The following is a 26,734-nucleotide window of genomic DNA, read 5'->3' on the forward strand; positions in this document are numbered from 1 at the left end:
TGTTTTTTTCTTAAAGGCTTTTTGATTCTTTTAACTACTGATGTTTTCAATAGCTTCAATCTGCCATTGATTCGCTTTACGCAGGGTATAGCGGTAGGTCATTCCGCAATTTTTTAAATGAAATTCCACATAACATAATCTATTGTTGACAGGTTTTAGATTGAAAATTATAGTTTCAATATTCTTTAAATCAGATTGATAGTAAAAAAACGAACTTACAAAAAATAGATAATCTATTTACTTTTTAATTTTATAATTCTCTCTGTAAGTATTGGCTGTAATACCCGTACAACGCCTGAAATACCGACAGAATAGGGAAGAGTCTACAAACTGCAATTGGTTGCTGATCTCTTTAATAGACAGTGAAGTTGTTTTAAGAAGCTCTTTGGCCTGTTTGATAACCCTATAACTGATCCACTGCTTGATGGGTTTTCCCGTTTCTTTTCTTATTAAACTGCTTAGATACTGGGGCGAAAGATGCAGCTGATCAGAATAATACAAGACACTTCTTTGCAAATGACCATGTTCATTTAATAGTTTAAAAAAATGGTCTATGATATCCTGACTTCTGGTTTGTAATAGACTGTTGTTTTTAATGACCGGCAAATAAAGTTTTGAAACCAGCTCCAGTAAGGCATACAGCAGATATTGTACAGACTCCAGAGTGCTTTTTTCTTTCGTTTTGGAATGATATTCCTGGATCAGTTTTACTGTAGGCCAGATCAGTTTTTTAGAAGAAGCTTCCACTTCCATGACAGGACTGAATTTTATTTCATCACTGGCCAGCAGTACCGTGAGGAAACTATAGGTACTGATGAAGTCTAAAGAAATAAAAAATACAGTCAATTCTAAATCCTTACTCCCCGAAACATCAGTCAATTCGGTATCCGGTAGAATCATGATCACAGCATTTTTCTTACTATGAAACGGAAGTGTATGGATTGTAAGGCTTAATTTACCTTCAGATAGAAAGCAGAGTATCAGCTTGTTAAGCTTGCTGGCTTTTTTCTGAAGCCCGGTAATGCTTGCTGCCTTATATTTTTCAATATACAACCCTTCGAAATTTGGCTTACTATCTGTCATGGTACTGGTGGATGACTTCCTGGATTGGGTTAAATGTTTTTGGCTTCTGTATTTTTGTGATTAACTTCCGGACAAATGTAAGCAGTTAATTTTTCTTTTTAAACGGGTTGTTTAAAATGGAATATAAAATACCAGAAATGGAATATATTTTATTCCTGAACTGTTCCTAAATTCGCAGTCGGAAACTTTAATCAAATACTGTTATAATGCACAATACAGAATCTCCTAATGCGAAAATGCCGAAAGCCTGCTTTTTACTTTTCTTTGCCCACGGGCTTGTTTTCTCTTCCTGGGCAAGTAGAATTCCTATCATTAAGGACGCCCTTTCAATTAATGAAGCCGAACTGGGGACGCTCTTATTGTTAATGCCTATAGGACAGATTTCCACCATGGTTCTTGCCGGAAAGCTGATCAGTAGGTACGGAAGTTCCTGGATCATCAAAAGATGTTTTCTGCTGTATCCGATGTTTCTTTTACTGATTGGGTTAGCACCTTCTTACTGGGTTTTGGCAGCTGTTTTGTTCTTCTTTGGAGTTTCCGGTAATTTATGCAATATAGCGATCAATACACAGGCAATTGAGATAGAAGGGATTACAAAAAGGACCTTGCTTTCTTCCTGCCATGGCGCCTGGTGTTTTGCAGGACTGGTTGGTGCTGTTGTGGGATTGCTGATGATTAACCTGGGAGTAGGAACTTTCTATCATTTTATAGTTGCTTTTGTACTGGTATTTCTACTTTGGTTATACAGTAAGGCTCACCTGACCAATATCATTCATAAAGTAGCTCCTCAAAGACAGTCAATTTTCAAATCGGTAAACCCTACCTTGGTTGCTTTAGGGATCATAGGGTTTTTAAGCATGGCTATTGAAGGAGCTATGTTTGACTGGAGCGGGGTGTATTTTCAGACTATTGTAAAAGCACCGGAAAAGCTTGTGATCGTAGGATATACCAGTTTTATTTTAATGATGACACTAGGCCGTTTTGTGGGAAACCGTGTTATAGAAAAATACGGAAAAAGACTTGTTCTGCAGATGTGTGGTATTTTGATGAGTACGGGCCTTTTTCTAAGTGTTTTCTTTCCGGAATTATGGGTGTGTATTATTGCCTTCATGATTATTGGGTTGGGAAGTTCTCTGAGTGTTCCGTCTGTTTATAGCACGGTAGGAAAGGTGAGCACTGTAGCTCCCAGTATTGCATTGTCATTTGTATCCAGTATTTCGTTTTTAGGATTTTTAATGGGGCCGCCTCTTATCGGATATATTGCTGAAAGCTTTGATTTACGATATTCTTACGGACTTTTTGCATGCTTTGGAATCTTACTGTCTGTTATGGCAGGGCAGATGAAAGTATTCCGAAATAAAAATTGATGAGAGAATCTCTATCTGAATCAAAAGCTACCCGGAGGTAGCTTTTGATATTGTAAGCTTAGGATATCCATTTTTCTACCAGATGAAGCCATAATGCTTTTTCCTCACCAATGAGAAAAACAGCAGACGATTTCCGCTTTGTAGGAGTTTCTCCCGTTACCTGAATTTCGGTATAGGTAGCCAGTCCGTGACTTTCCGAATGTTGGATTTCTATATTTTCCACCGTCACATGACGATCCTGGAATTTGCCATATACCGTGGGAAGCCAGTCGGAAAGCATGGCTAAGGTAACCAGATCATTATTGCCGTTAATCATTTTAAAATCCGGAGAAAATCCGGAAAGCAATTGCCTGTAAAGCACTTCCTGATCTTCTGATTTTCCCTGAAACCATTTTTCAATATCATCATGAAAGCCCTGAATATCTTTACTTATTTTTTCTGTAATGCTCATAGAGGTAAGTTTATATTATTTATTTCGAAAATGTGTTGATCTCTTTAAGACCGTTGAATATACTTTTTTAATCTGACAGTAATGAGTATTCCGGTTACCTGAAAGATACCAATCATAGCAATGGCTGCTGCAAAAGCTGTGGGAAATCCCAGCAAGTCTGTCAGATTAAAAAATAAAGTGCCAATAACAGCTCCTCCGGTTACACTGCCTATCTGGATTCCGATACTGATGAGCCCGGATGCCTGTCCTGCTTTATCTTTGGAAGTAAGGGAAATGGCAGTCCTCATCATAACAGGCATAATCGTCCCATGTCCCAATCCTGCTAAAAAAAAGGTGATATTTGTTATATAAGAAGGTTTTTGCTGAACATAAAAGGTGATGGCACTGAAAACAAAACCTCCCATCAGTAACCCTAACCCTATATAAATCATTTTATGAGTTTCTAGCTTTACTCTTGCCGAAACTAAGGGCCCCAGGAAAAAAGCAATTCCATAGGGAACAATGGCAAGCCCGGTCTGCATAGAGCTTTGATGCAAAAATTGCTGAAGATAATAAGGATAGCAGATAAATAAACCGGCGGTAAAGTTGTAGAAAAATATGATTAAAAGACTTAACGCAAATGGCTTATGCTGCAATAATATAGGGTCTATAAGTACCGGACGTCCTTTTTGCTGTAAGGCTATTTCATATTTTAATAATAATGTTAATGAAAGTATTCCTGTACATATAATTCCGAATATCCACCATGCCCATTGAAATTTTTGCCCGAAGATTAATGGACAGATAAGCATTAATAAAGCAAAGATTAATATCAGAGAACCTTTATAGTCAATACCCATCTGGTCTGTGCTGTGATTATTGTCCATTGTAAAATGTATGCCGGCTATGCAGATGATGGTAACCGGAACATTCACAAGGAATACAAGCTCCCAGGAGAAATCTCCCCAATGCATACTCAGCAGTATACCCCCAAGCAATTGTCCGATCACGGAAGCTAATCCGAAGACAGAGCTGAAAAGACTTACTGCCTTAGGCTGTTCCCGGCTATCAAATAATGTTTTTATGGAAGCTAAAACCTGTGGCGCTAATAAAGAAGCTCCAACACCCTGGAATAATCTGGCAAAGATCAATAAGGTGATGGTGGGTGAGAATGCACAGGCAAGAGAAGAAAACAGGAAGGTATACAAACCTAGGACAAAAATCTTTTTCCGGCCGTAAATATCCCCTAATTTTCCGCCCACAACAACCAGTGCGGCATAAGTAAGCCCATAAATAGCTACTACCATCTGCAACTGATGGTCGCTGGCTTTGAACGCCTCTTTTATGGAAGGTAATGCCATATTCACAATAAAATAATCCAATGGCGAAAGAAATGCTCCTGCTATCAGAAAATTTAATGCCTGCCACCGTTTGGAATAGATACTCATATTTTTTTTATGCAAAATTAACCTCTTAATGTAATAGTAAAATTGTACTTTTGGAGGAAAATTAAGTTCAAAGAATGAAAAGCTTACATCTTGAAGGAATAGACGTAAAAGAAATATGTTTGAAAGGCGAGGAGCTTCCTTTCAAAACAAAAGACTTTCTTTCCTTTGCTTATGTTGTAAAAGGCGAAGGGGATCTAGCCTATGATGAACGCAGTATCCGTTTTTCTGCAGGTAAACTTTTTATTATTCCCCAACAGGAACTTTACCATTTTACAAGTAGCGATGCAGAGCTTATTGTTATCCAGTGTCCCATTGAATTTATTGATAAGATACGCCTTGAAGCAGACCGTATTGAAAGTTGTGAAAATTTATATAAACTGCAGTATGTCAGCAATAATTACCATGCGAGAGCCGGATGTGTTTTCCGTAACAAAAACGATGAACATTTTGCCGAAACTATTATTCTCCAAATCGCCAATGAATTCAAAAATAAAGCAGATGATTATCTGATCATCCGTAACTGCATTTCAATTCTGCTCAACCTTATTGCCCGCAATATCATTCAGAGTGAGACTTCAGATCTTCAGGAAAACAGGAAAGCTTTTTCCATCATGAAAATCATCACCTATATTCAGCAAAATATAAAGGATAGAGAAAAGACAGGTATTCAGACTATTGCAGATCATTTTGGGATTTCAGGAAACTATTTCGGGGAATATTTTAAACAACAGACGGGGATCTCCTACCAGGATTATCTGCTGGACTACAGACTTAAGCTTGTAGAAACCTATTTAAAATACAGCAGTATACGCTTAAGTGAAATTGCCTATGAACTTCAGTTCAGCGATGAAAGCCATCTTTCAAAGCTTTTTAAAAAGTACAGAGGGCTTACGCCGGGAGCATTCAGAAAAAATTATAAATGATAGATAACCATTGTGTTATGTTAATTATTTATTAAATATAAAGTTAACTATATAGTTGACTTTATATTTTTATATATTTACTATAAATATTTTTTCAATGGATTTTGACTTTATTAAAGAGCTGGGATACAAAGCTTTTGATAGCCGGCTGAAAAGAATAAGTGACCGGATGTCTCATGACGTAAGAAAATTCTATAAAGAGTTTGGAATTGATGTAGAGCCCAATTGGTATCTTGTTTTTATGTTGCTGCAAAAAAGGGGGGAGATTTCTATTACAGATATAGCGGAACCCCTGGGATATTCTCATCCCTCTGTAGTGGTCATTGTAAAAAAAATGACAGAGAAAGGCTATCTGCTTGTCACCAAAGACAGTATTGATAAACGGAAACAAATGATCTCATTATCACCCAAAGCTATTGAAATGCTTCCCCATCTTGAAAAAATATGGGATAGCTGTGAAAAAGCTATTTTAAAACTTTTATCAGAAGATCTTAGCATTTTATCGTATCTGGATACCATAGACCAGGAACTGAAAAACAATCCTTTTCATAATAGATTTAAACAGGAATATTTAAAATCACTATAATCATGAAAGTATTTATCCTCATCGCAACGTTTCTTTTTTCTAATCTTATGATCTCTGCTGCGGAAACGAAAATAATGATCCGAGCTAAAGCAAGAGATGCCAAATTTATCGGAAGTTCACTTGGCGGAGCTCATATCATCGTGAGAAATAAGCTAAACCAACAGATTCTCGCAGAAGGAAATACGGTTGGAAGTACTGGAAATACAGATTTGATCATGAAAAATCCTAAACTAAGAGGAAATTCAATTGCCGATGCCCAAACAGCCGGCTTTCTGGCTTCCGTGGATATTGATGAGCCTACATTTATTAACATAGAAGTGATTTCTCCTTTAAACAATAAACAGGCCCAAGCTACAGTAAGCACTGAATTATGGCTGATTCCCGGCAAACATATTTTGGGAGACGGTATTGTTCTGGAAATCCCGGGTTTTATTATTGATATTCTTAAACCCAGAACCCATCAGTATATTCCTCTGAATACAGTTAAAGACAAACCTTTTACATTTCAGGCTAATATTGTCATGATGTGCGGATGTGTAATAGACAAAAACGGGATATGGAATTCTGACGAAATAGAGGTGAAAGGAATTCTTAAAAAAGACGGTAAATTTATGAAAAATGTAGAGATGTCCTTAGTGTCAACCAACTTGTTTGAAGGAAATACGGTAATCAGTACTGCAGGGAATTATGAACTGGTTTTATACGCTTATTATGAGAAAAGCGGGAATACGGGAGTCGATAAAATTAATTATGTAGTGATTGAATAATAAGGATACAGTATAAAGGGGATTAATGAGTAGCCTGTAATAATTCTAACGAAGACTTTTTATAGAGCTTAATTAATGCAGTAGAAAAGCATTATTAATAGGATGGAGGCCCGGATGGTCTCCTTTTTTTGATGGCAGTGATTCTGCAATGCTTTTTGAAAACGGAAAATTTACAATTAATATGGGGCAAGATAAAAACGAACTTTGTACTTCAGGTATTGCATTAGTAAAATATTATTAAAATGAAATTATTAAATAAATTATTCTTTTCATTTTCCATTTCAATTATACTTTTTACCATTTCAATTTTAAAGTATAATATCAATTGTATGGAAGAAACTCAGCAAGGCATTGGTCATTTTCTTGTTTGGTCGGTAAGAGGTTTTACTTCTTTAAGCTATAAAGTAGATTTGTTAAGATTGATATGTGATTTTTTATTATTATTTTTTGTGCTATTTTTTTTATTAAAAAGGCAGTTAATAAATGGTTTAAAATAATAATTTATGTCATTTCATTTATAATAATTTTATTGCTAGTACCCTATTTTTTAATTACAGAAATATATTTTGAAAAAATTGCCTGCCAGGTAATTTATTCTAGTTTTTCTTTAGGTTGGTTTTAATTAAAAATGTTATTATATCAGAAATGATAAAAAATATTTTTATAGTATCGGAAGTACAGGTTATAAGATACTGAAAAATAGATAAAAGGACCTGAGATAACAACTTTGGAAATTAATATACCGGAACTGAATGTAAAGACGGAAGACTAGAACCCAGATGGGGAGAAATAATAGCCTAATATAAGGCATGAATAAATGGAAAATATTTCCCGGCATCATTATTTTAATACAGCTAATAAGTTTAGGACATCTGTATTATACTTATCAATATGAGAATAGTGAGATTCCTGCAACATTTATTGAGCTCAATATTTTTGCTGGTATCAATATTATAATGTTGGTATTATCATATTTCTTTTATTTCAAAGCAGATAAAAAACATATTTTGTGGTGGGTGTCTATATCTGTATCTGTTATTATTATTGTTTTTACTTTGATTTGCTACATCACTATGGGAATTGATAAATATAGATAGTATCTGCTTGCTTCTGAACCTGGAGGCCGTAAAAAAAATGATTAGGGGTTGAACAGGTAAATTATCCTGTCTCTTTTGAATACATTCGGTATACTTATAAATGAATTATGAAAAATATAGCAGCTTATACCATCTTATTATTCCTTACAGCAAATACTAATGTGTTTTCGCAAAAAACGATTAATAAAGATAATTACACATCTCTGATACAAAAAGAAGAGGGTGATTTGAATTATGATAAAAAGAATGACAGGATCATGGTGGAAATGGATATAAAGGATGAGACCAGACCATTAAGATTACAAATATTCCTCTCCCAACCAGATAAGAAACTTCAATTAGTAGTTTCTTCTACAAAAATCATTGAAAGCCAATATCCGGTTAATAAGAAAGGAGAGCATAATGATAATGTAATTCCGGATTTTTTTATTGAAGAAGGTAAATTGAAAATGCTTACCGACATTAAAGATCGAAAAAGCAGCTATGAATTCAGGCTGAAGCAAAATAATTTTGAATTGATCAAAATATCACGGGTAATATGGGATGGAAAAGACACCACTTTTGAAACAGAAATTGACTTAATCGCAAAAACGAAAATTGAGTATGAACAAGTAACAGGTTCAGATAAACTTTTAAATAAAAAGAAAAAACTGATAAAAGTCAGTGCATTGCCAAAAATCCAGGATTTAAGCTTTTACGATTTGGAACAGTACTAAAATATCAATCAGACTGATGACGAAAATTTCCTCTAAATAATACTAAGAGAATAGCTGATCAACTAATATAACGAAAGGAAGATACAGCAACTGAAAATGGATAGGAAATCAGTAGAATAACAGGAATGGAAGATGTAGCAAAACAGGAATATACAAAGGTAAAGGTAGAAGGGATTCTGAACCTAAAAAACTTTCCGGAGAGTATAAGCTCACTCCGGAAGAGTTGGTAGGTTTCATAATCAATACTGCAGTCTTCAGGAGTTGTTGACCTTGTCACTGCCTAAGTATGTGGAGTATATTTATATTCCTTCTGATAAGTTCGAAACCAGGGACAGGAAATTACTGAAAAGTGCAGTATTGGAAATTCCTTCCATTTCCGGTGATAAGATTTATGGAGTGATTATCAAATTTTCACCTAAAGATCTGCAGATTCACTACAAAATAAAAGTAAAGAGGACTGCATTCCAAATTGAACTCACCAAGGAAAAAACATATGTAAACAATCAGGGAATTGATAAAATAATAGAGCAGCTGCTTGAAAAAGCAGAGCAAATTTTGTATCCGTTACAGATTTCGCTAAAGAAAAATGGAGGGCTTACCAACATTATCAATCATGAAGAAATAGTAAAGCGCTGGAAAACTGAAAGTCTAAAACTGAAAGACTATTATCAGTCTGAAACAACAGATCAGATATTTGAAAAAATGGATGAGATGTATGCTGATATTAATCTGAAGAAAGACTGGTTTGACAGAAGTATATTTTATAAGTTATTTTTTCTACCTGTTTATCAGGAGTACCCACAATTTTTGAAACATAATTTCCTGCAGATTTATTTTTCAGGGCTGTCTCAGGATGAGAGAGCAATATCAGAAGAGCATTAAAAAAAGAAAGAAGGTTAAAAATAGATCATAACACCTGTAGCTCTTTAAAAACATCAATAACAGCCTCAATGAGCCCTTTTTCTATGGCTGGATTTGAAGCGTTATCAGGAACGATAGCCCGTAAATTACCCTCATCATCCCGCTCAAAGACTACATCGGTACCATTGATATTGACATAAAGTTTATAACCGTAGGTAAATGTGGCAAGGCGTCCGGTAAAAAGAAGGTCTTTGCCTTTATAGGTTACCGGTATTTCTAAATCATGTTCCATGAGTGTGAGTTTCTATATATTCTAAATACCGGGCAAAGGTCGGAAATCTTACCCTGAAATTATAATTTAAATAATAATTTTTTAGAATATGGAAAAAAACGTTTTCATCCTTTCAATCAATGGTAAACCGTTCATCGAATGATAAGATTAACTAATATTTCCTGATCTGGACTGAAGATACTTGCTTTATTTTTACCCTTTTTCCTACTTTTTTCAGCAGTCCCGTTTCTGCATTTCGTCTGAATACAAATGCATCTCCGCTTTGAGCATTCGTCACAATTAAGAATTTTCCGGTTTCATCAATAGCAAATACTCTTGGATGTTTCCCTTTGGTTGGCTGATAGCCTACGGTTTTTAGTTTTCCGTCATTTTGAATTGAAAATATGGCGATATTATTTTCAACGCCACGATTGGAAGCATATAAATAAAGCCCGTCAGGAGAAATATGAACGTCAGAACTTTCAAAATCTTCTTTAAATTTTTCAGAATGAGTATCTATTCTCTGAATAGGAGTCAGTTTTCCCTGAGCGTACGAATATACACTTACAGCACCACCCATTTCTTCAATACAATAAGCATATTTTCCGTTCGGATGGAAGGTGAAATGTCTTGGTCCGCTTCCTGAAACAGTCTGTGTAAAAGGAGGCTCTGCAGGAACTAAAGGCTCATTTTTTTCATTTTCAAATCGATAACTTCTGATTTTATCCGCTCCCAGATCAGGAAGGAAAACATAATCAAAATCTGGCGAAAAAACAGTAGAATGAATATGAGAACGTTCCTGTCTTCCGGGATCGATACTGCCTTCCAAAAATTGAAAATTCTGAACACCCGGCTGTATGCTTCCATTTTCTAAAACCGGATAAACAGAAACACTTCCTTCTGTATAATTTCCATTAATTAACCATTTTCCATTTTGGTGAGCCATTACATACACCGGGTTTTCGCCGCCGCTTTTCTGACTGTTTATAAAAGTCAGCTTTTTATCTGAAGGATTAAATGCAAAACTGCTTACACTGCCCGCATTTTTTGTTTTGCTTTCCGTACACGCAAAAACATATTTTCCATTGGGAGATAAAGTCAGAAAAGATGGATTTAAAATACCTTTAACGGAGGTTACTTTTGATAATTTCCCCTTGATGGTATCCAGTTCATATACATAAATTCCCTCAGCGGTTTTATCACGGTTAAACGAACCGAAAAACACATACGTATTTTGTGAATATAATTTTGTAAAGGCTAAAATTATAAAGACTAAGCTTAGGGTCTTCTTCAAGGGTATAAATAATTTTTAGAAATTTTAAGGCAGTACCGCCGATAGATTGCAAATCTACATATTTAGGTTGGCTTGACAGCATATTTCTTTATGAAAATGAGTGTAACTCTAATGTTTTATTCGTAGTTAAGAATTTTCAGTCATTTCGTTTTTATTGCTCTAGGAAAACCATTATATTTCCCGGTATAAAGATCACCTTAGCAGATAAGTAAAAGAGAAGCTTTTATGAAGACTGCGAACGCAGTTCAGCCAGGGTAAGTTTTACGGTAAACTTTACCGTGCAAATAAAATTCGAAAGCTAAATGATAAATTTTGTTAAAAGATATTACACTATAATATTTGCTATTTTAACTATAGCAATGATCTTTTACCAATATCATTTTATAAGAAAATTTAAAAGTTCTTATAAGCAAGATGGCCTTTATGCAATTGGTACAATAAAAAAAATTAATGGTTATGGAAGAGGGACTGGTTTCAATTTTATATACACTTTTATTGTAAACGGAAAGAAATTTACATCAGTATGTGATATTGGAGATTTATCGTTTTCAACTGCACAGAAAGAAGTAGATAAAAAATGTTTAATTATATATTTGAATAATGATGTTCATAACAATAGACTTTATCCAAGTATTCCTTTAAATGATTCTCTAAATAATGATATTAAAATACGAAAGTGGATTGATAGTAATTCTAAGGTCAAATCTAAAATAGATCCAGTTCCTTCACCAGGTTATTTTTTGCAAAATTATTTTTAGAAATATTTAAAAATAGTTTTCAACTCTGTTACTCTAATGATTTTCTTGAAGTGAATCAATACTATTCCCTAAAATCAATGCCTACAATATTTAAAAATAGCCCCACCAGGAATCGAACCTGGATCTAAAGTTTAGGAAACTTCTATTCTATCCATTGAACTATGGGGCCTTTGGAGTCGTAAAGATACATATTATTTAAATCTGTTTTAATGATTTGAAGATGGCAGAATGGAAATTGGTATTGGTTTATCCAACAAAAAAATAAAAGAACCCGCTCTTTAGGAGCGGGATTCAGTAGATAAATACATCTCATTTTTTTAATTAGACAACAATAAAAAGCACAGCCGACAATGCTGTGCTTAAATTTTTATTTCAAATTTAATTGCAATTTCAATAGTAGTAAGAAAAGCAAATAAAGTTTCCACTTCGATTATTATTACATAGTAAATGTACAAATAATTCTCATACGAAATATGAACTTAATGTTAAAATTCACAAGTTATCCACAATTTTTTGTGGATAAGTGTGGTTGTGCAGATTTTTCGACTCACAGAAGAAGGGAGATAAAAAAAACAGAGAGCTCGGTGGCTCTCTGTTTTATAGTTAGTTTTCAAGTTTTTCCTTGATATATTTTGCAGTATAAGACTTCTTATTTTTTGCTAAATCTTCCGGGGTTCCGGCGAATACCACCTCACCACCATGTTTTCCGGCTTCAGGGCCGATATCGATAATATGGTCGGCACATTTGATAATATCCGGCTGGTGTTCAATAACGATCACAGAATGTCCAAGATCAATCAGTGCCTGCAGAGATTTCAAGAGTTTCTGAATATCATGGAAATGAAGCCCTGTAGAAGGCTCATCAAAAATAAATAGGGTTTTATCTGTTGTAACGCCTTTAACAAGGAATGATGCCAGTTTTACACGCTGTGCTTCACCACCGGAAAGGGTAGAAGAACTCTGCCCCAGCTGCAGGTAGCCCAGTCCAACCTCCTGTAAAGGTCTCAGTTTGGTGACAATTTTTTCTTCATTATTATCTTTAAAGAATTCCAATGCTTCATCTACTGTCATATGAAGGATATCAGAAATATTCTTTTCATCAAATCTCACTTCAAGGATCTCATTTTTGAAACGTGTCCCTTTACAAACCTCACATTCCAGTTCAATATCAGCCATAAACTGCATAGAAACATTGATTACCCCTTCACCCTTACATTCATCGCATCTTCCGCCATCTACGTTAAATGAGAAATGTTTAGGTTTATAACCCATCATTTTGGAGATTTTCTGCTTGGCAAAAAGATCACGAATATCATCATATGCTTTCAGATAAGTTACAGGGTTGGAACGGGAAGACTTTCCGATCGGGTTCTGGTCGATCAGTTCAATATTTTTAATCAGTTTTTTAGGGAATTCTACAGAATCATAATCACCTTTTTTACCACCCATTCCTAACTGGATCTGGATATCATTGGTAAGGATTTCTTTCATTAAAGTAGACTTTCCGCTTCCTGAAACTCCCGAGATCACAACCAGGCTTTCCAAAGGAACATCTACATCAATATTTTTAAGGTTGTTCTGGCGTGCCCCTTTGATATGAATCCATTCCTTGGCCTTTCTGCGTTTTTCAGGAACTTCTATTTTCAATCTTCCGGTAAGATATTTTGACGTCAGTGTGTCAGCGTTTTTCAGATCTTTGTAATCGCCTGCAAATACAAGCTCTCCACCAAGATAACCAGCTTCCGGGCCTATATCTATAATATAATCGGCGGTTCTCATCACATCTTCATCGTGCTCTACCACAATGACTGTATTTCCTAAATCACGAAGGTTTTTCAATACTTCGATCAGGTTTTCCGTATCCTTGGAATGAAGACCAATAGAAGGTTCATCCAGGATATAGATAGACCCTACTAAAGAACTTCCCAAGCTTGTGGCAAGATTAATTCTCTGACTTTCACCACCGGAAAGTGTATTGGAAGTTCTGTTTAAAGTTAAATATCCTAAACCAACCTTTAATAAAAATTCCAGACGGGTCGTGATTTCATATAACAGTCTTTTTGCTACTTCCTGATCATGTTCAGACAACTGTAATCCGTTAATTAAAGGTGCCAGCTCATCCAAAGGAAGTTCAATCATCGATTGGATGTTATGTCCGTCTACTTTTACCCAGCTGGTTTCCTCACGAAGCCTTAACCCTTCGCAGGTATGGCATAAGGTTTTTCCTCTGTAGCGGGAAAGCATCACACGGTATTGGATTTTATACAGGTTTTCCTCAAGCATCTTGAAGAAATTATTGATAGAAGGGAAGCTGCTCTTTCCGTCACCTTTCCAAAGGAAGTTTTTCTGTTCCTTTGTTAATTGATGATAAGGCTTATGAATAGGGAAGTCGCCTGCTTTTTTTATGAAATCTTTTTTCCATTCGCTCATGGATTCCCCTCTCCAGCATACTACGGCATCTTCATAGATGGATAACGTTTTATTGGGTACCACAAGATCGTCATCAATTCCGATTACTTTTCCATAGCCTTCACAAGCGGGACATGCCCCATAAGGATTATTGAAGCTGAAAAAATGAACATTGGGTTCCAAAAACTCTATCCCATCCAGCTCAAACTTATTGGAGAATTCTTTTACCACTCCCGTATCCGGATTTTCCAGCGCACAATATCCACGGCCTTCATAAAAAGCCATCTGGATAGAATCGGCAAGTCGCTGTAAGAAACTTTCGTCTTCCTCATAAGAAAAACGGTCAATCACAAGATTGATGATCATTCCTTTTTCAGGGATAAATCCGAAACTCTCCAAATCTTCTATTCCCGCTACATTTCCGTTTATTTCAAGTCTTGTGAAACCGGCTAGTTTTAAAATATTCAGTGTTTCTTTAAAATTATCTGCATCATATTCCAAGGGTGCAGTCAATAAAAAAGGAGTGTCTTTTTTTGATGCTTTAATAAAATCTACCACATCAGAAACAGAATCCTTTTTCACTTCCTCCCCGGAAACCGGAGAAAAAGTTTTCCCGATCCTTGCAAACAGAAGCTTCATATAATCGTAGATCTCAGTAGATGTTCCTACTGTAGACCGTGGATTGGAAGAAATTACCTTCTGCTGGATGGCAATGGAAGGAGCCAGCCCTTTAATATCATCAATTTTAGGTTTTTCCAGTTTTCCTAAAAACTGTCGTGCATAAGAACTTAAACTTTCTACATATCTTCTCTGTCCCTCTGCATAGATTGTATCAAAAGCCAAAGATGATTTACCGCTTCCCGAAACTCCCGTAATCACGATCAGTTTGTTTTTAGGAATCAGAACATCTATATGTTTCAGATTGTTAAGATGTGCATTCTTAACGAAAATCTGTTTTTTTATATCTATTTCTGTAGTATTAGCCATATTTTGTTTATTCATATAGAGTATATTCTGACTGGAAGGTATCGCCAGCCAGTGTGATTGTTTTGTTTCCGTAGCTAATATTTACATTTGCCACAACTTTATTTTCTGATTGGGTTTTGACTTTAGTCATTCTTTCCTGATCATCATAAGAAAATGTTTCCACATAACCGGGTTCTTTACCGTCAAATAATGTAATTCTCTCAGCAAGTAAGCCATTTTGATAGCCGTATTTAAAAACAAGTGAGCTGGTACTGATAGAAGTGTTTTTATCTGGATTGTATGAAGATTTTACCATTTGTTTTATTCTGTGGTCTTCATCATAATCATATTGCCCATCTTCTGCTTTATTTCCATTGTAAGTAAGAATATAGTTTGTGAGAAGATTGTTTGTATAAGAATACCTTTTTTCTATAGAGGTTCCCGTATTTTTAAAAGAATCTGATAGAATATTGCCATCTGTATCATATGAAAAAGAATTAAGGCTTGTTGATAACTTTCCCTTAGAAGAAATATATTCACCGGATATTACAGCCACTTTTCCTTTAGCATTATATTCATAGGTGATTACACTCTTTTCCCCAGCATACTTTTCAATTTTTTTTATCAATTTCCCCTTTTCATATATATATTCATATTCTTTCCCCTTTCCCGTTATTTTTGAAATATTATTTTTTAAGTCGTAAAATATCTCACTTTTATCTGTGGGAAGGTCAAGAGATGATTGCTCAAAAGAAATGATTCTATTGTCTGCTACAGCAATTTTATATTCATCCTTTCTTGTTGGTTTATTTGATGTTTCTGTTATATCACTGGCGAAAAGTATATTTCCTTGAGGATCAAATTTCTTAAGTTCAATAATAGTCTCATTTTCTTCTCCTTTTGTTTTTATGTATGATTCTTTAATCTTTTGTTTTCCAATAATCAAATTAATGAGCTCATCCTTTTCTATCATATCTTCTGCAGGATTAGATATCTTAGGATCTGGATAAGTAAACTGAGCATTTACATAAATGCCTATAAAAAATATAGAAAAAAATAATGTTTTCATTGTAAAATTAAGACCCACAAAATTACGAATTTTTAGTGAAAATTCTATGCTTGTTCTGTTTTCAAAATAAATAGCAGAATAAGTGAAAAAAGTGTTTTGAAAGCTAAATAATGCACTGATAAAAAAGAAAATAGAGACTTTTTTGCTGCATTTACTTTTTTTAAATATTTATTTTTCATTGTATTTTATGGAATTTTATGATTTTGATTATGTTTTTTTATGCAAGTATTGTTTTATGTTTAAAAATTATTTAAAATTGTATTCATAAATATGTAATATAGAGATGAGGAAATTATTCAGAGATCTGGTTACACATTTAATGAGAAAAAGATAGAAAAAATTACTCCCTCAACACAAGATGCAGCACCCCATGCTGCATCTTTTTTTATGACAAGTATCATTTGTCTGTCTTAGTGAACTCCCTTACTTTTGGAATCTGTTATAAAAGAAAATTACGGATACGTTATGATCAAAAAGATAGGAAGTGCTTTTTTTCTGGGATCACTGCTTTGGGTACAGGCACAGGAAAAGACAACAGATATTGAAAGCATTGAATTTCAGGGGAAATTTATCTCTACACCTTATAAAAGTGCCAATCAGAATATCAGTGTCATCACCAAAGAAGATATTGCTCATTCTCCGGCCAGAAGTATTGATGAAATTCTTCAGCAGGTTTCAGGAATGGATATCAGAAGGAGGGGAGCCAACGGGGTGCAGAGTGATATAGGCTTCCGTGGAAGTTCTTTTGAACAGGTCTTACTATTGCTGAACGGGATCAGAATGAATGATTCCCAAACCGGGCACAACAATATGAATATTCCGGTAGATTTAGCAGATGTAGAAAAAATAGAAGTTATCAAAGGTCCTGCTGCCAGACGATTTGGTCAGAATGCCTATGCGGGGGTAATTAATATCATCACTAAAGTAATCCCAGGAAAGCGAGTGAAAATCAATGCAGATGGGGGAGATTATGAAACGTATGGCCTCGGTTTCAATGCTCAGTTGGGAAATGAAAAATTTTCAAGCGCCTTTCAGGCAAATTCTGCTTCTTCACAGGGATATATGTACAATACTGATTATGAAATCAGGAATGTATTTTACCAGGGCCGGATGGGGATTAAAAACGGAGATCTTAAACTTCAGGCAGGTTTTTCAGAGAAAAAGTTCGGAGCTAATGGATTTTATGCTTCTAAAAGCGCTACAGAACAGTATGAGGAAACCCAGGCATCCATTGTAAGCGTAGCCCATCAGCAAACTTTTGGAAAGCTGAAGCTTAATTCTAACGTATATTGGAGAAGAGGGCAGGATATGTACCTTTATAACAGGCAGAATCCCTCTTTTTACAGGAATATGCATATTGGAAATAATATAGGAGGAGAAGTAAATTCAAGTTACCAATGGGGGCTGGGAACAACCGGAGTTGGCGTGGAATTGAGGAAAGAGTTTTTAGTAAGCAGTAATTTGGGTAACCCTAACCGTTTTGTGTCGCAGGTTTTCTTTGAACATCATTTTTCATTACTCGATAAAAAGCTGAATATCAGCCCGGGAATTTCATGGGCTAATTACTCCAAAGAAGGCAATTTTTTCTATCCGGGACTTGATGTAGGCTATAATTTCAATGCGAATAATAAAATCTACGGAAATATTGCAAAAGTACATCGTATTCCAACATTTACTGAGCTTTATTACGTAAGCCCAACCGAACATGGTAATATCAATTTGCAGCCTGAAAATGCCATTTCATCAGAAGTTGGATATCAGTTTCAAAACAGTAAAATTCTTGCGAAAATCAGTGGATTTATGAGGAATTCCGATAATTCTATCGATTGGGTTAAAAATACGTTTAATGATAAGGTCTGGTATGCCCAAAATGTTGGCGAAATTAAAATAAAAGGTATAGAGGCTGAAGTGAATCATAAGGTAAATGATTGGTTAAGATATTCGGTTGGATATACTTTCCTGGATAGCAAATACAAAGAAAATAATGAGTTTGTTTCAAGGTATATTCTTGATAATTTGAAACATCAGGTGGTAGCCAGACTGGAGACGAAATTCCTTAAAAGCTTTACGAATGAGCTTGTGTACAGATATAATGAAAGAGAAAATCTGGGAACCTATAATCTGCTGGATGAAAAATTAAGTTTTGCCCAAAAGGACTTTTCAGTCTATATTCTGATCAATAATGTGACCAATACAAATTATACTGAAGCCTTTGGAGTAGAAATGCCCCAAAGATGGTTCCACATTGGTTTTTCATACACTATTGATATTAAGTAGCTGTTAATTTAATATGAATTAAAGTTAATATTAACAAATTGTTAAAAAATATACATTTGCAAAAATTTTTTTATGAAACTTTTTTTAAGTCTGAGTTTACTTTTGAGTATGACATTATATAAAGCCCAGGAACATCTTTCCAGCTTCAATGCTGTGACTTTAACCTATAAGTTTCATCCAAAATTTTTCATATATGCAGAAGGGCAGCTGCGTGGCAATGAAGACTATACTTACCCCGACTATTATGAAATAAAAGGTGGACTGGGATATAATCTTACCAAAAACCATAAACCTTTTGTAGGGCTTGGGAGATATGTCAATTATAAAGACCATAGCCTGAGCAGAGAAGAGTTCAGGGTATGGCTTCAGGATGTAATCGATTTAAAAAAAGGTATCGTAAAATTTGAAAACCGTTTCCGTGTTGAAAAAAGCTGGTTTTATGAACCGCAGATAGACAAAACCTCTCAAAGGATGCGTTACCGCTACCGTTTGAATGTCAGTGTCCCTTTAAATGCTAAAACAATAAAGAAAGGAACTGTTTTTGCCAATGTCTATGACGAAATTTTCCTTGTATCACCTATGAAGCCTACTTTCGCCAGAAACAGGGTATATGGAGGGTTCGGCTATCAGATCGATGAATACTTTGGAATTCTAACCGGATATCTTTGGCAGCGTGAATTTGAAGCCAAAGGAAATAAAAACTTACATTTCATCTACCTTGCCTTGAATATCAATATTGACGGTACGGATCATCACGTGAAGACGTACGACTTCCCGGGTGCCGATTAGTATTTCTCTATCAGGTAATGATAGGCTTTCAGATATTTATTAAACCTTTTGATATCCTTAGGACTAAGCTCCCTGTTTACTCTTCTGAGGTCCATATTGTCGCGAAGGTCATTTAACTTTACCGCAACAGCCAGCGGTGATCTTTCGGTCCTTTTCACAAATTCGTCGTAATCTTCTTCCGGATCAAACTTGGTAAGACAGCTGATCGCGAAAATGATATATTCCGGAAAACCTTCGGTTCTTAAATAATCCAGACTGAACTCCACAGGATGGTCTTCTACGACATCGTGCAGTACACCCACTATTTTTTCATCCAGTGTTTTACCATACTCCATAACCCGCATCACATGAGCTATGTAAGGAGCATGATACTTATCCGTTTGTCCTTTGTGTGCTTTGGTCGCTATTTTTATAGCTTTATGTAATAAATCTTCTTTTGTCATTTTTTCTAAAAAATAGAGTGCAAAAATAAAAAATGCCCTAAAAAGATAAGACATTTTGTTGATATTATTTCAGATGTTTTTTTATAAATCTGTTTCATCATCTAAAGAGGCATGGGGAGCATTGTTTTTTACGGATTCTATTCCGTTTTCCATACCGTTTTCAGATTCATACATCTGGCTTGATCCTATGATCTGTCCGTTTCCAGCTTTAAGATTAAAATAACATCTGTCATCTTTAGCCTTATTTCTTTCATATTTTGTGTCATCCTGAGAATGGGTTCTTACAGATTCAACTCCTTTTTCACAGGAAGATTTTGAGCTGTATCCCTGGCTCGTTAAGATCACCTGTCCGTTTCCTGCTTTAAGGTTAAATTGAAATTCACTGTTTGTTCTCTTTGAAATAACGAATTTTCCCATATGTTTTTATTTTGAGTTATTAGTTTATAAGGCTGTACAAAAGCTGAGTGAAACGCTATAAACACTTTAGTTTATTAAACTTAAGCGTTCAAGGAACGCTGTAACTTTTATGGTTAAAATAAAAAGTGTAAACAAGTTCTGTAAATAAAATTAGGAAAAAATATTGAATTCCGGAGTTTTCTGAAATTCGTTTGCTCTTTTATACTTTGTAATTAAACATAAAAACGCCCCAAAAATGGGACGTTTTAAAATCAAATTTATGTTATAAAGACTAATAAGCTCCTTTTTCGATATAATGAGCCGCTACTTTTTCAGTTAGGGCCACTACATTTGGATGGTTAGCATATTTTGTAAATCTTCTTAACCCTGAAAGCATCATTCTCTGTTCATCACCTTCAGCAAAAGAAATAATTCCTTCTTTAGCGGCTACGATGATTTTCTCAACAGCCTTGTAAAGGTTTAACTGAGCCATTGCAGCTTCTACAGAATCAGGAGAGAAGTGTTTCTCAGCTCTCAATACAGCAGATTCAGCCATGTAGATCTGGTTAAGAATTTCAGAAGCATTTAATAATAAATGCTGTTGTTTCTCAATATCCATCATGTATTTCTGAAGAGCAGCTCCGGAAACCATTAAGAACACTTTCTTAAGGTTTGCGATAATTGATTTTTCCTCACTCATAAATTCTGAATAATCAGGAACTTCAAATGAAGGGATTCCCATCAACTCTTTACTGATAGCCATTGCAGGAGATAAAAGGTCTAATTCACCTTTCATCGCTCTTTTAATAAGCATTCCTACCGCTAATAATCTGTTGATCTCATTCGTTCCTTCATAGATTCTTGAAATTCTTGAGTCTCTCCATGCAGATTCCATTGGGGTGTCTTCAGAGAATCCCATTCCTCCATACACCTGGATGCCTTCATCAGCAGTGTGCTGTGCAAGGTCGGAAACGAATACTTTAAGGATTGAACATTCTACAGCGAATTCTTCAACACCTTTTAGCTCAGCTGCCTGATGATCCATTCCGCCAGCTACCAACTCATCAATTTTATCCTGAATATCTTTTGCTCCTCTGTAAGAACCAGCCTCACTTACGAAAACACCGGTAGCCATTTCTGCAATTTTCTTTCTGATCGCCCCGAACGTTGAAATAGAAACTCCAAATTGCTTTCTCTCGTTAGAATACTGGATAGAGTGGTTTAAAATTCTTCTCTGTGCATCTAAACAAGCTGCTGCTAATTTGATACGGCCAACGTTAAGCGCGTTTAAAGCAATTTTAAAACCGTTATTTCTTTCCCCTAAAAGATTTTCTACAGGAATCTTCATATCATTGAAGAATACCTGACGGGTAGAAGAGGCACGGATACCCAGCTTATGTTCTTCTTCACCGAAAGTTAAGCTTTCAGGATTCTCAAGCTCTGAACGGTTGATTACAAAACCTGTGATATTTTTATCATCATCAATTTTAGCGAATAGTGTGAATGTATCTGCAAATCCTGCATTGGAGATCCACATTTTCTGACCATTGATGATATAGTGTTTTCCGTCTTCGGAAAGTTTAGCTCTTGTTTTTCCTGAGTTGGCATCAGAACCTGCATCAGGCTCTGTTAAACAGTAAGCCCCGAATTTTGTTCCTGTTGCCAGGTCCGGAAGGTATTTTTTCTTTTGCTCTTCCGTTCCGTAAAGAACGATAGGAAGTGTTCCGATACCTGTATGAGCTCCGTAAGCTGTTGCTAACGATCCTGTAGTTCCAGAAAGATAGTCGCAGGCAAGCATCGTGGTTACAAAGCCCATTCCCAAGCCTCCGTACTCTTCAGGAACAGCAATTCCCAACATTCCCATATCTCCAAGTTTACGCATTGTTTCTTCCGTAAATGCATAATCTTTCTTTTCAAAACGCTCTTTTTGAGGAACCACTTCTCTGTCTATAAATTCTTTTGCAGAATCACGAAGCATTTTTTGTTCTTCGTTCAGTTCTTCAATACTGAAAATTTCGCTTGCAGGAATTTGTTTGATTAGGAATTCCCCGCCTTTTAATGTAGCCATATATTATTTTATTTTTTAAGATTAAAGAACAAAGAGAAAAGAATAAAGACTTTATGGTATTAAATTTTTTTTGAAAGCCAGAAATCATTCTCTGTAGTTCTGTGATTTTATTTTCTATTTGTTCAGTTGTAGAAAACTCAAAATAATTTCTATTACCTGAAATAATAAGTTGAGTTTGCAATTCGTAAAGAGAGCCGAGACTTATTTCTAAAAAACGATTAAAATCTTTAGTTGAACTCCGGCTTGAGCCTTCAGCAATATTTGAAGCGACAGAAACTGCGCATCTCCTAATTTGAGACTTTAATCCAAATTCTTCATTTCTTGGAAAGGTATCCGTGATTACATAAATTTCATCAGCTAATTCTATGGATAGTTTCCAGATATTGAGATGTTTGAAATTATGTTTCATTAAAGTCTTTACTCTTTATTCTTTACTCTTTTAATCTATAACAATTCGAAAATTGAAGCTGCTCCTTGTCCTGTTCCTACACACATAGAAACCATTCCGTATTTGTTGCCACGCTTTCTCATTTCGTCTAAAAGCTGAACAGTAAGTTTGGTACCTGTACATCCCAGTGGATGCCCAAGAGCGATTGCTCCTCCGTTTACATTTAAAATATCAGGGTTTAAGCCTAATTCTTTTTTAATAGCAACAGACTGAGAAGCGAAAGCTTCATTAAGTTCAATCAAGTCGATATCTTTTAATTCTAAACCTGCCTGTTTTAAAGCTTTTGGAATCGCATAAATAGGTCCCATTCCCATGATTCTCGGCTCAAGTCCCGCAGCCGCATAAGCTACCAGTCTTGCCTCCGGCTCCAAGCCCAATTCTTTGACCATTTCTTCACTCATTACCATTACAAAAGCAGCTCCGTCACTCATCTGAGAAGAGTTTCCGGCAGTTACACTACCTCCGTTGGCAAATACAGGTCTTAATTTTGATAATCCTTCAAAAGAAGTGTCTTTTCTTGGACCTTCGTCTACAGAGAAATCAAACTTTTTAGTCTGCATTTTCTGATTTTCATCAAGGAAATTATATTCTACTGGGATAGGAACAATCTGATTGGCAAATTTACCTTCCTGATTAGCCTTTAAAGCTTTCACATGAGATTCAAAAGCAAACTGATCCTGTTCTTCTCTTGTGATATTATATTGCTTGGCTACTTCTTCAGCGGTGTAACCCATTCCCCAGTAGTAATCAGGGTTAGTCTTTGCAATATCCGTTTCAGGAACCGGTTTGTAACCTCCCATTGGAATATAAGACATAGATTCTGTACCACCGGCAATAATACAGTCAGCCATTCCGGCCTGAATTTTTGCCGAAGCAATAGCGATAGCCTCACTTCCTGAAGCACAATATCTATTGACCGTTACTCCCGGAACTTTGTCTGTATTTAATCCCATTAAAGAGATCAGACGTGCCACGTTAAGCCCTTGTTCAGCTTCCGGCATAGCATTCCCAACAATAAGGTCATCAATTCTGTTTTTATCTAATTGTGGAAGCTCAGCCATTAATTTTTCAATAACGGTAGCTGCCATGACGTCAGGTCTTGTGAATCTTAAACTTCCTTTTGGAGCTTTTCCAACGGCAGATCTAAAACCCTTTACTATATATGCTTGTTTCATTTTTTTGTTTAATTAATTTGTTTTTGAAATTTTTTTGCCTCGTAGAGGTAAACTGTTCATAGCTGTTTATTTGTCTTCGTATTTTTTGTGGAGCTCCGTAGGAGCGACCTGTTAATCTTCAATCCATTCAAATAGGTATTTTGGATCATATTCAATTTCGAATTTTGACATCAGATTCAGATACTCTTCTCTAAAAGTTTTCTTTTTATGATGCTCCTCCTGGTTTAAAATATATTTCAATACCGGATCAATACTGCTTTTAGAATAAGAAAACGCTCCGTATCCTTCCTGCCAATTGAATTTTCCATTTATCCATCCTTTTTCATTAATGAATTTTGAAGAGCCTGCTTTAATATCTCTTACTAAATCTGAAACTGACATTGTCGGATTCATACTTACAAGAATGTGAACATGGTCAGGCATTGCAAAAACTGCGAATAATTTTTGATTTCTATTGGAAACAATACCTGTAATAAATTGATGTAATTCTTCTCTGTTTTCTTTCGAAATCAGGTTTTGTCTTCCTTTAACAGCGAAAACAATTTGAATATAAATTTGTGTGTATGTGTTTGCCATAAAAACTAACAGGTCGCCTCTACGAGGCTCTGCAAAAATTGTAAATTATTCATATAGCTATTAACAGCCTGCTCCTACGGAGCCGCCCATTAATTTCTCAACGGTTTACCATTTTGTAACATGTACTGGATTCTTTCAAGGGTTTTTCTTTCTCCGCAAAGTTGAAGGAAGGTTTCTCTTTCAAGGTTCAGTAAGTATTGTTCGGTAACTACTGTTGGTTCAGATAGATTTCCACCTACCATTACATTAGCCAGCTTATCTGCAATTTTTTTGTCGTGAGCAGAAATATAGTTTCCGGTAAGCATCTGGTCTGTTCCTACGTAGAACATTCCTAATGCGTCCCTACCCAATACTTTTACTCTTTGCTCAATAGGCTGGGTATACCCTTGTTCAGCTAGTAGTTTTGCTACTTTTTTAGCTTCTGCAATCTGTCTGTTTTTGCTTACAGAAACGATATCTTTACCTTTTTCAAGAATTCCCATATCGTAAGCTTCGTAAGCTGAAGTGGCTACTTTACCCATAGCAATGTTCATGAAAGCTTCACGAAGTCTGTTGTTTTTAACATCATCGCTATGGAATTCTCTTGAAGTTCTCAGGGTAAGTTCTTTTGTACCACCCCCTCCAGGAATTACACCCACTCCGGTTTCTACCAGTCCGATGTACGTTTCTGCTGCGGCAACCACTCGGTCTGCGTGCATGGTCATTTCACAACCACCTCCTAAAGTCATTCCGTGGGGAGCAACTACTACAGGAATAGAAGAGTATCTTACTCTCATCATTGTTTTCTGGAAGTAGGCGATCGCCATATTTAGATCATCCCAATCCTGCTCAATAGCCATCATAAGGATCATAGCAAGGTTAGCTCCTACAGAGAAATTTGTTCCCTGATTTCCTACCACTAATCCGTCATATTCTTTTTCTGCTAAATCAATAGCTCTGTTTAATCCATCAAGAACTTCGCCTCCAAGAGAGTTCATTTTTGAACGGATCTCGAAGTTGATGATTCCGTCTCCCAAATCTTCAATAGCAGCACCCGAGTTACTCCAGATTGTTTTATTCTTTCTGATATTATCTAAGATGATGAAAGCATCCTGACCAGGGATCTTGTTGTATTCTCCTGAATTTTTATCAACGTAAATACTTTGTCCTTCATCATTTACTTTATAGAATGTTTCTACGTTTTTCACCCAGTCTGAAACTTCGTATCCAGCATCTTTTGCCAGTTCAATACCCTTTGCAACGCCTACGGCATCCCAGATTTCAAATGGTCCGTTTTCCCATCCGAAACCAGCTCTCATGGCATCATCAATTTTGTAAACCTCGTCAGAAATTTCAGGAACTTTATGTGAAACGTAGGCGAATAGTGCCCCTAAAGATTTTCTGTACAATTCCCCTGCTTTATCTTTACCACCGATCAATACTTTAAATCTGTCAATAGGTTTGTCGATCGCTTTTGTAAGCTCAAGGGTAGGGAATGAAGATTTTCCCTGAAGCTCATATTCTAAAGTATCAAGGTTTAATCCGTGAATTTCAGATTTACCTTCAGCATTTTTTACTTTTTTGTAGAATCCCTGTTCTGTTTTTGATCCTAACCATTTATTATCCATCATTTTCTGGATATAACCCGGAAGAGCAAATACATCATTGAAATCGTTAGCTTCAGCACCGCTTTGACGAACTCCGTTGGCTACCATTACCAATGTATCAAGACCTACTACATCAGCGGTTCTGAATGTTGCAGATTTAGGACGTCCAATGACAGGACCTGTCAATTTATCTACATCAGAAACCGTTAATCCTAATTTCTGTACATTATGAAGAAGATCCATCATAGAAAATACACCGATTCTGTTGGCGATGAAAGCCGGAGTATCTTTGGCTAAAACAGTCGTTTTACCTAAGAATTTTGCTCCGTAGTTCATATAGAAATCTATAATCTCAGGATCCGTATCGTTAGTAGGGATAATCTCTAAAAGAGGAAGATATCTTACCGGATTAAAGAAGTGTGTTCCTGCAAAATATTTTTTGAAATCCTCACTTCTTCCTTCTGTTAAGAAATGGATCGGAATTCCGGATGTATTAGAAGAAATTAATGTACCCGGCTTTCTGAACTGTTCAATCTTTTCATATACTGATTTCTTGATATCAAGTCTTTCTACCACTACTTCAATGATCCAGTCTGTATTTTTTATTTTCTGTAGATCATCATCGAAGTTTCCTACTTTAATTCTATCTGCAAACTTTGGAGAATAAAGAAGTGCAGGACTTGCTTTTTTCAGTTTTTCAAAGTTTTCGGTAGCAATTCTGTTTCTTACTACTTTGTCATCTTTGGTCAAACCTTTTTTCTGCTCAGCTTCAGTCAGTTCAAAAGGAACAATATCCAAAAGTGACACTTCAACACCGATATTGGCGAAGTGAGCCGCGATACCGCTTCCCATAATTCCTGAACCAAGAACCGTTACATGTTTGATTCTTCTTTTCATATGTAAATTTTTATTTTTAATAAGGTCGTATGTA

The 26,734-nt window shown here is 35.7% G+C and carries 23 protein-coding genes and 1 tRNA gene; 9 read left to right on the forward strand and 15 right to left on the reverse strand.

From position 1 onward, the window contains the following. Positions 1-237: 237 nt before the first annotated feature. The gene (locus tag MP478_RS08545) at positions 238-1,083 is read right to left on the reverse strand and encodes an AraC family transcriptional regulator (RefSeq protein WP_257200203.1); all 846 of its coding nucleotides are present in this window, start codon (positions 1,081-1,083) and stop codon (positions 238-240) included. A gap of 206 nt (positions 1,084-1,289) precedes the next feature. On the opposite strand from MP478_RS08545, the gene MP478_RS08550 reads away from it, so the two are divergent. Beyond that, entirely contained in the window at positions 1,290-2,450 is a 1,161-nt protein-coding gene (locus tag MP478_RS08550) for an MFS transporter (protein WP_257200204.1), read from the forward strand. Between the two features lie 58 nt (positions 2,451-2,508). Here MP478_RS08550 and MP478_RS08555 read toward each other — a convergent pair whose 3' ends face one another. Then, complete coding sequence (locus MP478_RS08555) at positions 2,509-2,901, reverse strand: hypothetical protein (protein ID WP_257200205.1); 393 nt, start codon at positions 2,899-2,901, stop codon at positions 2,509-2,511. A 44-nt stretch (positions 2,902-2,945) separates the two neighbouring features. Continuing rightward, positions 2,946-4,328, reverse strand: a complete 1,383-nt coding sequence (locus MP478_RS08560) for an MFS transporter (RefSeq protein ID WP_257200206.1) — start codon at positions 4,326-4,328, stop codon at positions 2,946-2,948. 74 nt (positions 4,329-4,402) lie between these two features. Here MP478_RS08560 and MP478_RS08565 point away from each other — a divergent pair, with 74 nt between their 5' ends. From MP478_RS08565 to MP478_RS08585, 5 genes are all read left to right on the forward strand, one after another. Further along, positions 4,403-5,251, forward strand: a complete 849-nt coding sequence (locus tag MP478_RS08565) for an AraC family transcriptional regulator (protein WP_257200207.1) — start codon at positions 4,403-4,405, stop codon at positions 5,249-5,251. A gap of 97 nt (positions 5,252-5,348) precedes the next feature. After that, positions 5,349-5,837 (forward strand): MarR family winged helix-turn-helix transcriptional regulator, encoded by a 489-nt coding sequence (locus MP478_RS08570; protein ID WP_257192207.1) that lies wholly within the window; start codon positions 5,349-5,351, stop codon positions 5,835-5,837. 2 nt (positions 5,838-5,839) lie between these two features. Further along, positions 5,840-6,604, forward strand: a complete 765-nt coding sequence (locus tag MP478_RS08575; protein ID WP_257200208.1) for a hypothetical protein — start codon at positions 5,840-5,842, stop codon at positions 6,602-6,604. Positions 6,605-7,808: 1,204 nt separating this feature from the next. After that, positions 7,809-8,417, forward strand: a complete 609-nt coding sequence (locus tag MP478_RS08580; RefSeq protein ID WP_257200209.1) for a hypothetical protein — start codon at positions 7,809-7,811, stop codon at positions 8,415-8,417. A 288-nt stretch (positions 8,418-8,705) separates the two neighbouring features. Next, positions 8,706-9,299 carry a hypothetical protein gene (locus MP478_RS08585; RefSeq protein ID WP_257200210.1) on the forward strand — a complete coding sequence of 198 codons (594 nt, stop codon included), beginning with the start codon at positions 8,706-8,708 and terminating at the stop codon, positions 9,297-9,299. A gap of 25 nt (positions 9,300-9,324) precedes the next feature. On the opposite strand, the gene MP478_RS08590 is transcribed toward MP478_RS08585, so the two are convergent. Further along, the gene (locus MP478_RS08590) at positions 9,325-9,570 is read right to left on the reverse strand and encodes a hypothetical protein (RefSeq protein ID WP_257192212.1); all 246 of its coding nucleotides are present in this window, start codon (positions 9,568-9,570) and stop codon (positions 9,325-9,327) included. Positions 9,571-9,721: 151 nt separating this feature from the next. Next, entirely contained in the window at positions 9,722-10,843 is a 1,122-nt protein-coding gene (locus tag MP478_RS08595) for a lactonase family protein (RefSeq protein WP_306592610.1), read from the reverse strand. A 302-nt stretch (positions 10,844-11,145) separates the two neighbouring features. Between MP478_RS08595 and MP478_RS08600 the strand changes: the two genes are divergently transcribed. Beyond that, entirely contained in the window at positions 11,146-11,601 is a 456-nt protein-coding gene (locus tag MP478_RS08600) for a hypothetical protein (RefSeq protein ID WP_257192213.1), read from the forward strand. Between the two features lie 97 nt (positions 11,602-11,698). Here MP478_RS08600 and MP478_RS08605 read toward each other — a convergent pair. The 3 genes from MP478_RS08605 to MP478_RS08615 form a co-directional block, all read right to left on the reverse strand. Further along, positions 11,699-11,770: transfer RNA gene (locus tag MP478_RS08605), tRNA-Arg, on the reverse strand. Positions 11,771-12,204: 434 nt separating this feature from the next. Further along, positions 12,205-14,997, reverse strand: a complete 2,793-nt coding sequence (gene uvrA, locus MP478_RS08610; protein ID WP_257200375.1) for an excinuclease ABC subunit UvrA — start codon at positions 14,995-14,997, stop codon at positions 12,205-12,207. 7 nt (positions 14,998-15,004) lie between these two features. Then, positions 15,005-16,045 carry a hypothetical protein gene (locus MP478_RS08615; protein WP_257200211.1) on the reverse strand — a complete coding sequence of 347 codons (1,041 nt, stop codon included), beginning with the start codon at positions 16,043-16,045 and terminating at the stop codon, positions 15,005-15,007. Positions 16,046-16,510: 465 nt separating this feature from the next. Between MP478_RS08615 and MP478_RS08620 the strand changes: the two genes are divergently transcribed. Together MP478_RS08620 and MP478_RS08625 are read left to right on the forward strand one after the other, a co-directional pair. Beyond that, positions 16,511-18,322 (forward strand): TonB-dependent siderophore receptor, encoded by a 1,812-nt coding sequence (locus tag MP478_RS08620; protein ID WP_257200212.1) that lies wholly within the window; start codon positions 16,511-16,513, stop codon positions 18,320-18,322. A 72-nt stretch (positions 18,323-18,394) separates the two neighbouring features. After that, on the forward strand, positions 18,395-19,111 hold the full coding sequence (locus MP478_RS08625) for a DUF2490 domain-containing protein (RefSeq protein ID WP_257200213.1): 717 nt from the start codon (positions 18,395-18,397) through the stop codon (positions 19,109-19,111). Here the strand turns inward: MP478_RS08625 and MP478_RS08630 are convergent. The 7 genes from MP478_RS08630 to MP478_RS08660 all read right to left on the reverse strand — a co-directional run bounded on the left by MP478_RS08630 (position 19,108) and on the right by MP478_RS08660 (position 26,700). Next, positions 19,108-19,554, reverse strand: a complete 447-nt coding sequence (locus MP478_RS08630; protein WP_230036739.1) for a phosphohydrolase — start codon at positions 19,552-19,554, stop codon at positions 19,108-19,110. The genes MP478_RS08625 and MP478_RS08630 overlap by 4 nt on opposite strands. An 81-nt stretch (positions 19,555-19,635) precedes the next feature. Further along, positions 19,636-19,971, reverse strand: a complete 336-nt coding sequence (locus MP478_RS08635; protein WP_230036737.1) for a YegP family protein — start codon at positions 19,969-19,971, stop codon at positions 19,636-19,638. A gap of 271 nt (positions 19,972-20,242) precedes the next feature. Next, complete coding sequence (locus MP478_RS08640) at positions 20,243-22,018, reverse strand: acyl-CoA dehydrogenase family protein (RefSeq protein WP_257192217.1); 1,776 nt, start codon at positions 22,016-22,018, stop codon at positions 20,243-20,245. Next, positions 21,951-22,427, reverse strand: coding sequence for a four helix bundle protein (locus MP478_RS08645; RefSeq protein ID WP_306592612.1), 477 nt, complete (start codon positions 22,425-22,427; stop codon positions 21,951-21,953). The genes MP478_RS08640 and MP478_RS08645 overlap by 68 nt, the downstream gene beginning before the upstream one ends. Before the next feature lie 35 nt (positions 22,428-22,462). Beyond that, entirely contained in the window at positions 22,463-23,641 is a 1,179-nt protein-coding gene (locus tag MP478_RS08650; RefSeq protein ID WP_230036732.1) for an acetyl-CoA C-acyltransferase, read from the reverse strand. A gap of 111 nt (positions 23,642-23,752) precedes the next feature. Further along, a complete protein-coding gene (tnpA, locus tag MP478_RS08655) occupies positions 23,753-24,217 on the reverse strand; it encodes an IS200/IS605 family transposase (RefSeq protein ID WP_230036730.1) in 465 nt (154 codons plus the stop codon). An 89-nt stretch (positions 24,218-24,306) separates the two neighbouring features. Beyond that, on the reverse strand, positions 24,307-26,700 hold the full coding sequence (locus MP478_RS08660) for a 3-hydroxyacyl-CoA dehydrogenase/enoyl-CoA hydratase family protein (protein ID WP_230036728.1): 2,394 nt from the start codon (positions 26,698-26,700) through the stop codon (positions 24,307-24,309). Positions 26,701-26,734 lie beyond the last annotated feature (34 nt).

It is taken from the genome of Chryseobacterium sp. WG14 (assembly GCF_024586945.1).
GTDB lineage: Bacteria > Bacteroidota > Bacteroidia > Flavobacteriales > Weeksellaceae > Chryseobacterium.

Excerpts from the sequence above, each read along its gene's own strand:
- MP478_RS08545 (WP_257200203.1), bottom strand. The coding sequence starts at position 1,083 with ATGACAGATAGTAAGCCAAATTTCGAAGGGTTGTATATTGAAAAATAT.
- MP478_RS08580 (WP_257200209.1), top strand. The coding sequence starts at position 7,809 with ATGAAAAATATAGCAGCTTATACCATCTTATTATTCCTTACAGCAAAT.
- MP478_RS08590 (WP_257192212.1), bottom strand. The coding sequence starts at position 9,570 with ATGGAACATGATTTAGAAATACCGGTAACCTATAAAGGCAAAGACCTT.
- MP478_RS08555 (WP_257200205.1), bottom strand. The coding sequence starts at position 2,901 with ATGAGCATTACAGAAAAAATAAGTAAAGATATTCAGGGCTTTCATGAT.
- MP478_RS08570 (WP_257192207.1), top strand. The coding sequence starts at position 5,349 with ATGGATTTTGACTTTATTAAAGAGCTGGGATACAAAGCTTTTGATAGC.
- MP478_RS08645 (WP_306592612.1), bottom strand. The coding sequence starts at position 22,427 with ATGAAACATAATTTCAAACATCTCAATATCTGGAAACTATCCATAGAA.
- uvrA (WP_257200375.1), bottom strand. The coding sequence starts at position 14,997 with ATGGCTAATACTACAGAAATAGATATAAAAAAACAGATTTTCGTTAAG.
- MP478_RS08650 (WP_230036732.1), bottom strand. The coding sequence starts at position 23,641 with ATGAAACAAGCATATATAGTAAAGGGTTTTAGATCTGCCGTTGGAAAA.
- MP478_RS08575 (WP_257200208.1), top strand. The coding sequence starts at position 5,840 with ATGAAAGTATTTATCCTCATCGCAACGTTTCTTTTTTCTAATCTTATG.
- MP478_RS08630 (WP_230036739.1), bottom strand. The coding sequence starts at position 19,554 with ATGACAAAAGAAGATTTATTACATAAAGCTATAAAAATAGCGACCAAA.
- MP478_RS08635 (WP_230036737.1), bottom strand. The coding sequence starts at position 19,971 with ATGGGAAAATTCGTTATTTCAAAGAGAACAAACAGTGAATTTCAATTT.
- MP478_RS08615 (WP_257200211.1), bottom strand. The coding sequence starts at position 16,045 with ATGAAAACATTATTTTTTTCTATATTTTTTATAGGCATTTATGTAAAT.
- MP478_RS08640 (WP_257192217.1), bottom strand. The coding sequence starts at position 22,018 with ATGGCTACATTAAAAGGCGGGGAATTCCTAATCAAACAAATTCCTGCA.
- MP478_RS08600 (WP_257192213.1), top strand. The coding sequence starts at position 11,146 with ATGATAAATTTTGTTAAAAGATATTACACTATAATATTTGCTATTTTA.
- MP478_RS08625 (WP_257200213.1), top strand. The coding sequence starts at position 18,395 with ATGAAACTTTTTTTAAGTCTGAGTTTACTTTTGAGTATGACATTATAT.
- MP478_RS08565 (WP_257200207.1), top strand. The coding sequence starts at position 4,403 with ATGAAAAGCTTACATCTTGAAGGAATAGACGTAAAAGAAATATGTTTG.
- MP478_RS08560 (WP_257200206.1), bottom strand. The coding sequence starts at position 4,328 with ATGAGTATCTATTCCAAACGGTGGCAGGCATTAAATTTTCTGATAGCA.
- tnpA (WP_230036730.1), bottom strand. The coding sequence starts at position 24,217 with ATGGCAAACACATACACACAAATTTATATTCAAATTGTTTTCGCTGTT.
- MP478_RS08660 (WP_230036728.1), bottom strand. The coding sequence starts at position 26,700 with ATGAAAAGAAGAATCAAACATGTAACGGTTCTTGGTTCAGGAATTATG.
- MP478_RS08550 (WP_257200204.1), top strand. The coding sequence starts at position 1,290 with ATGCACAATACAGAATCTCCTAATGCGAAAATGCCGAAAGCCTGCTTT.
- MP478_RS08620 (WP_257200212.1), top strand. The coding sequence starts at position 16,511 with ATGATCAAAAAGATAGGAAGTGCTTTTTTTCTGGGATCACTGCTTTGG.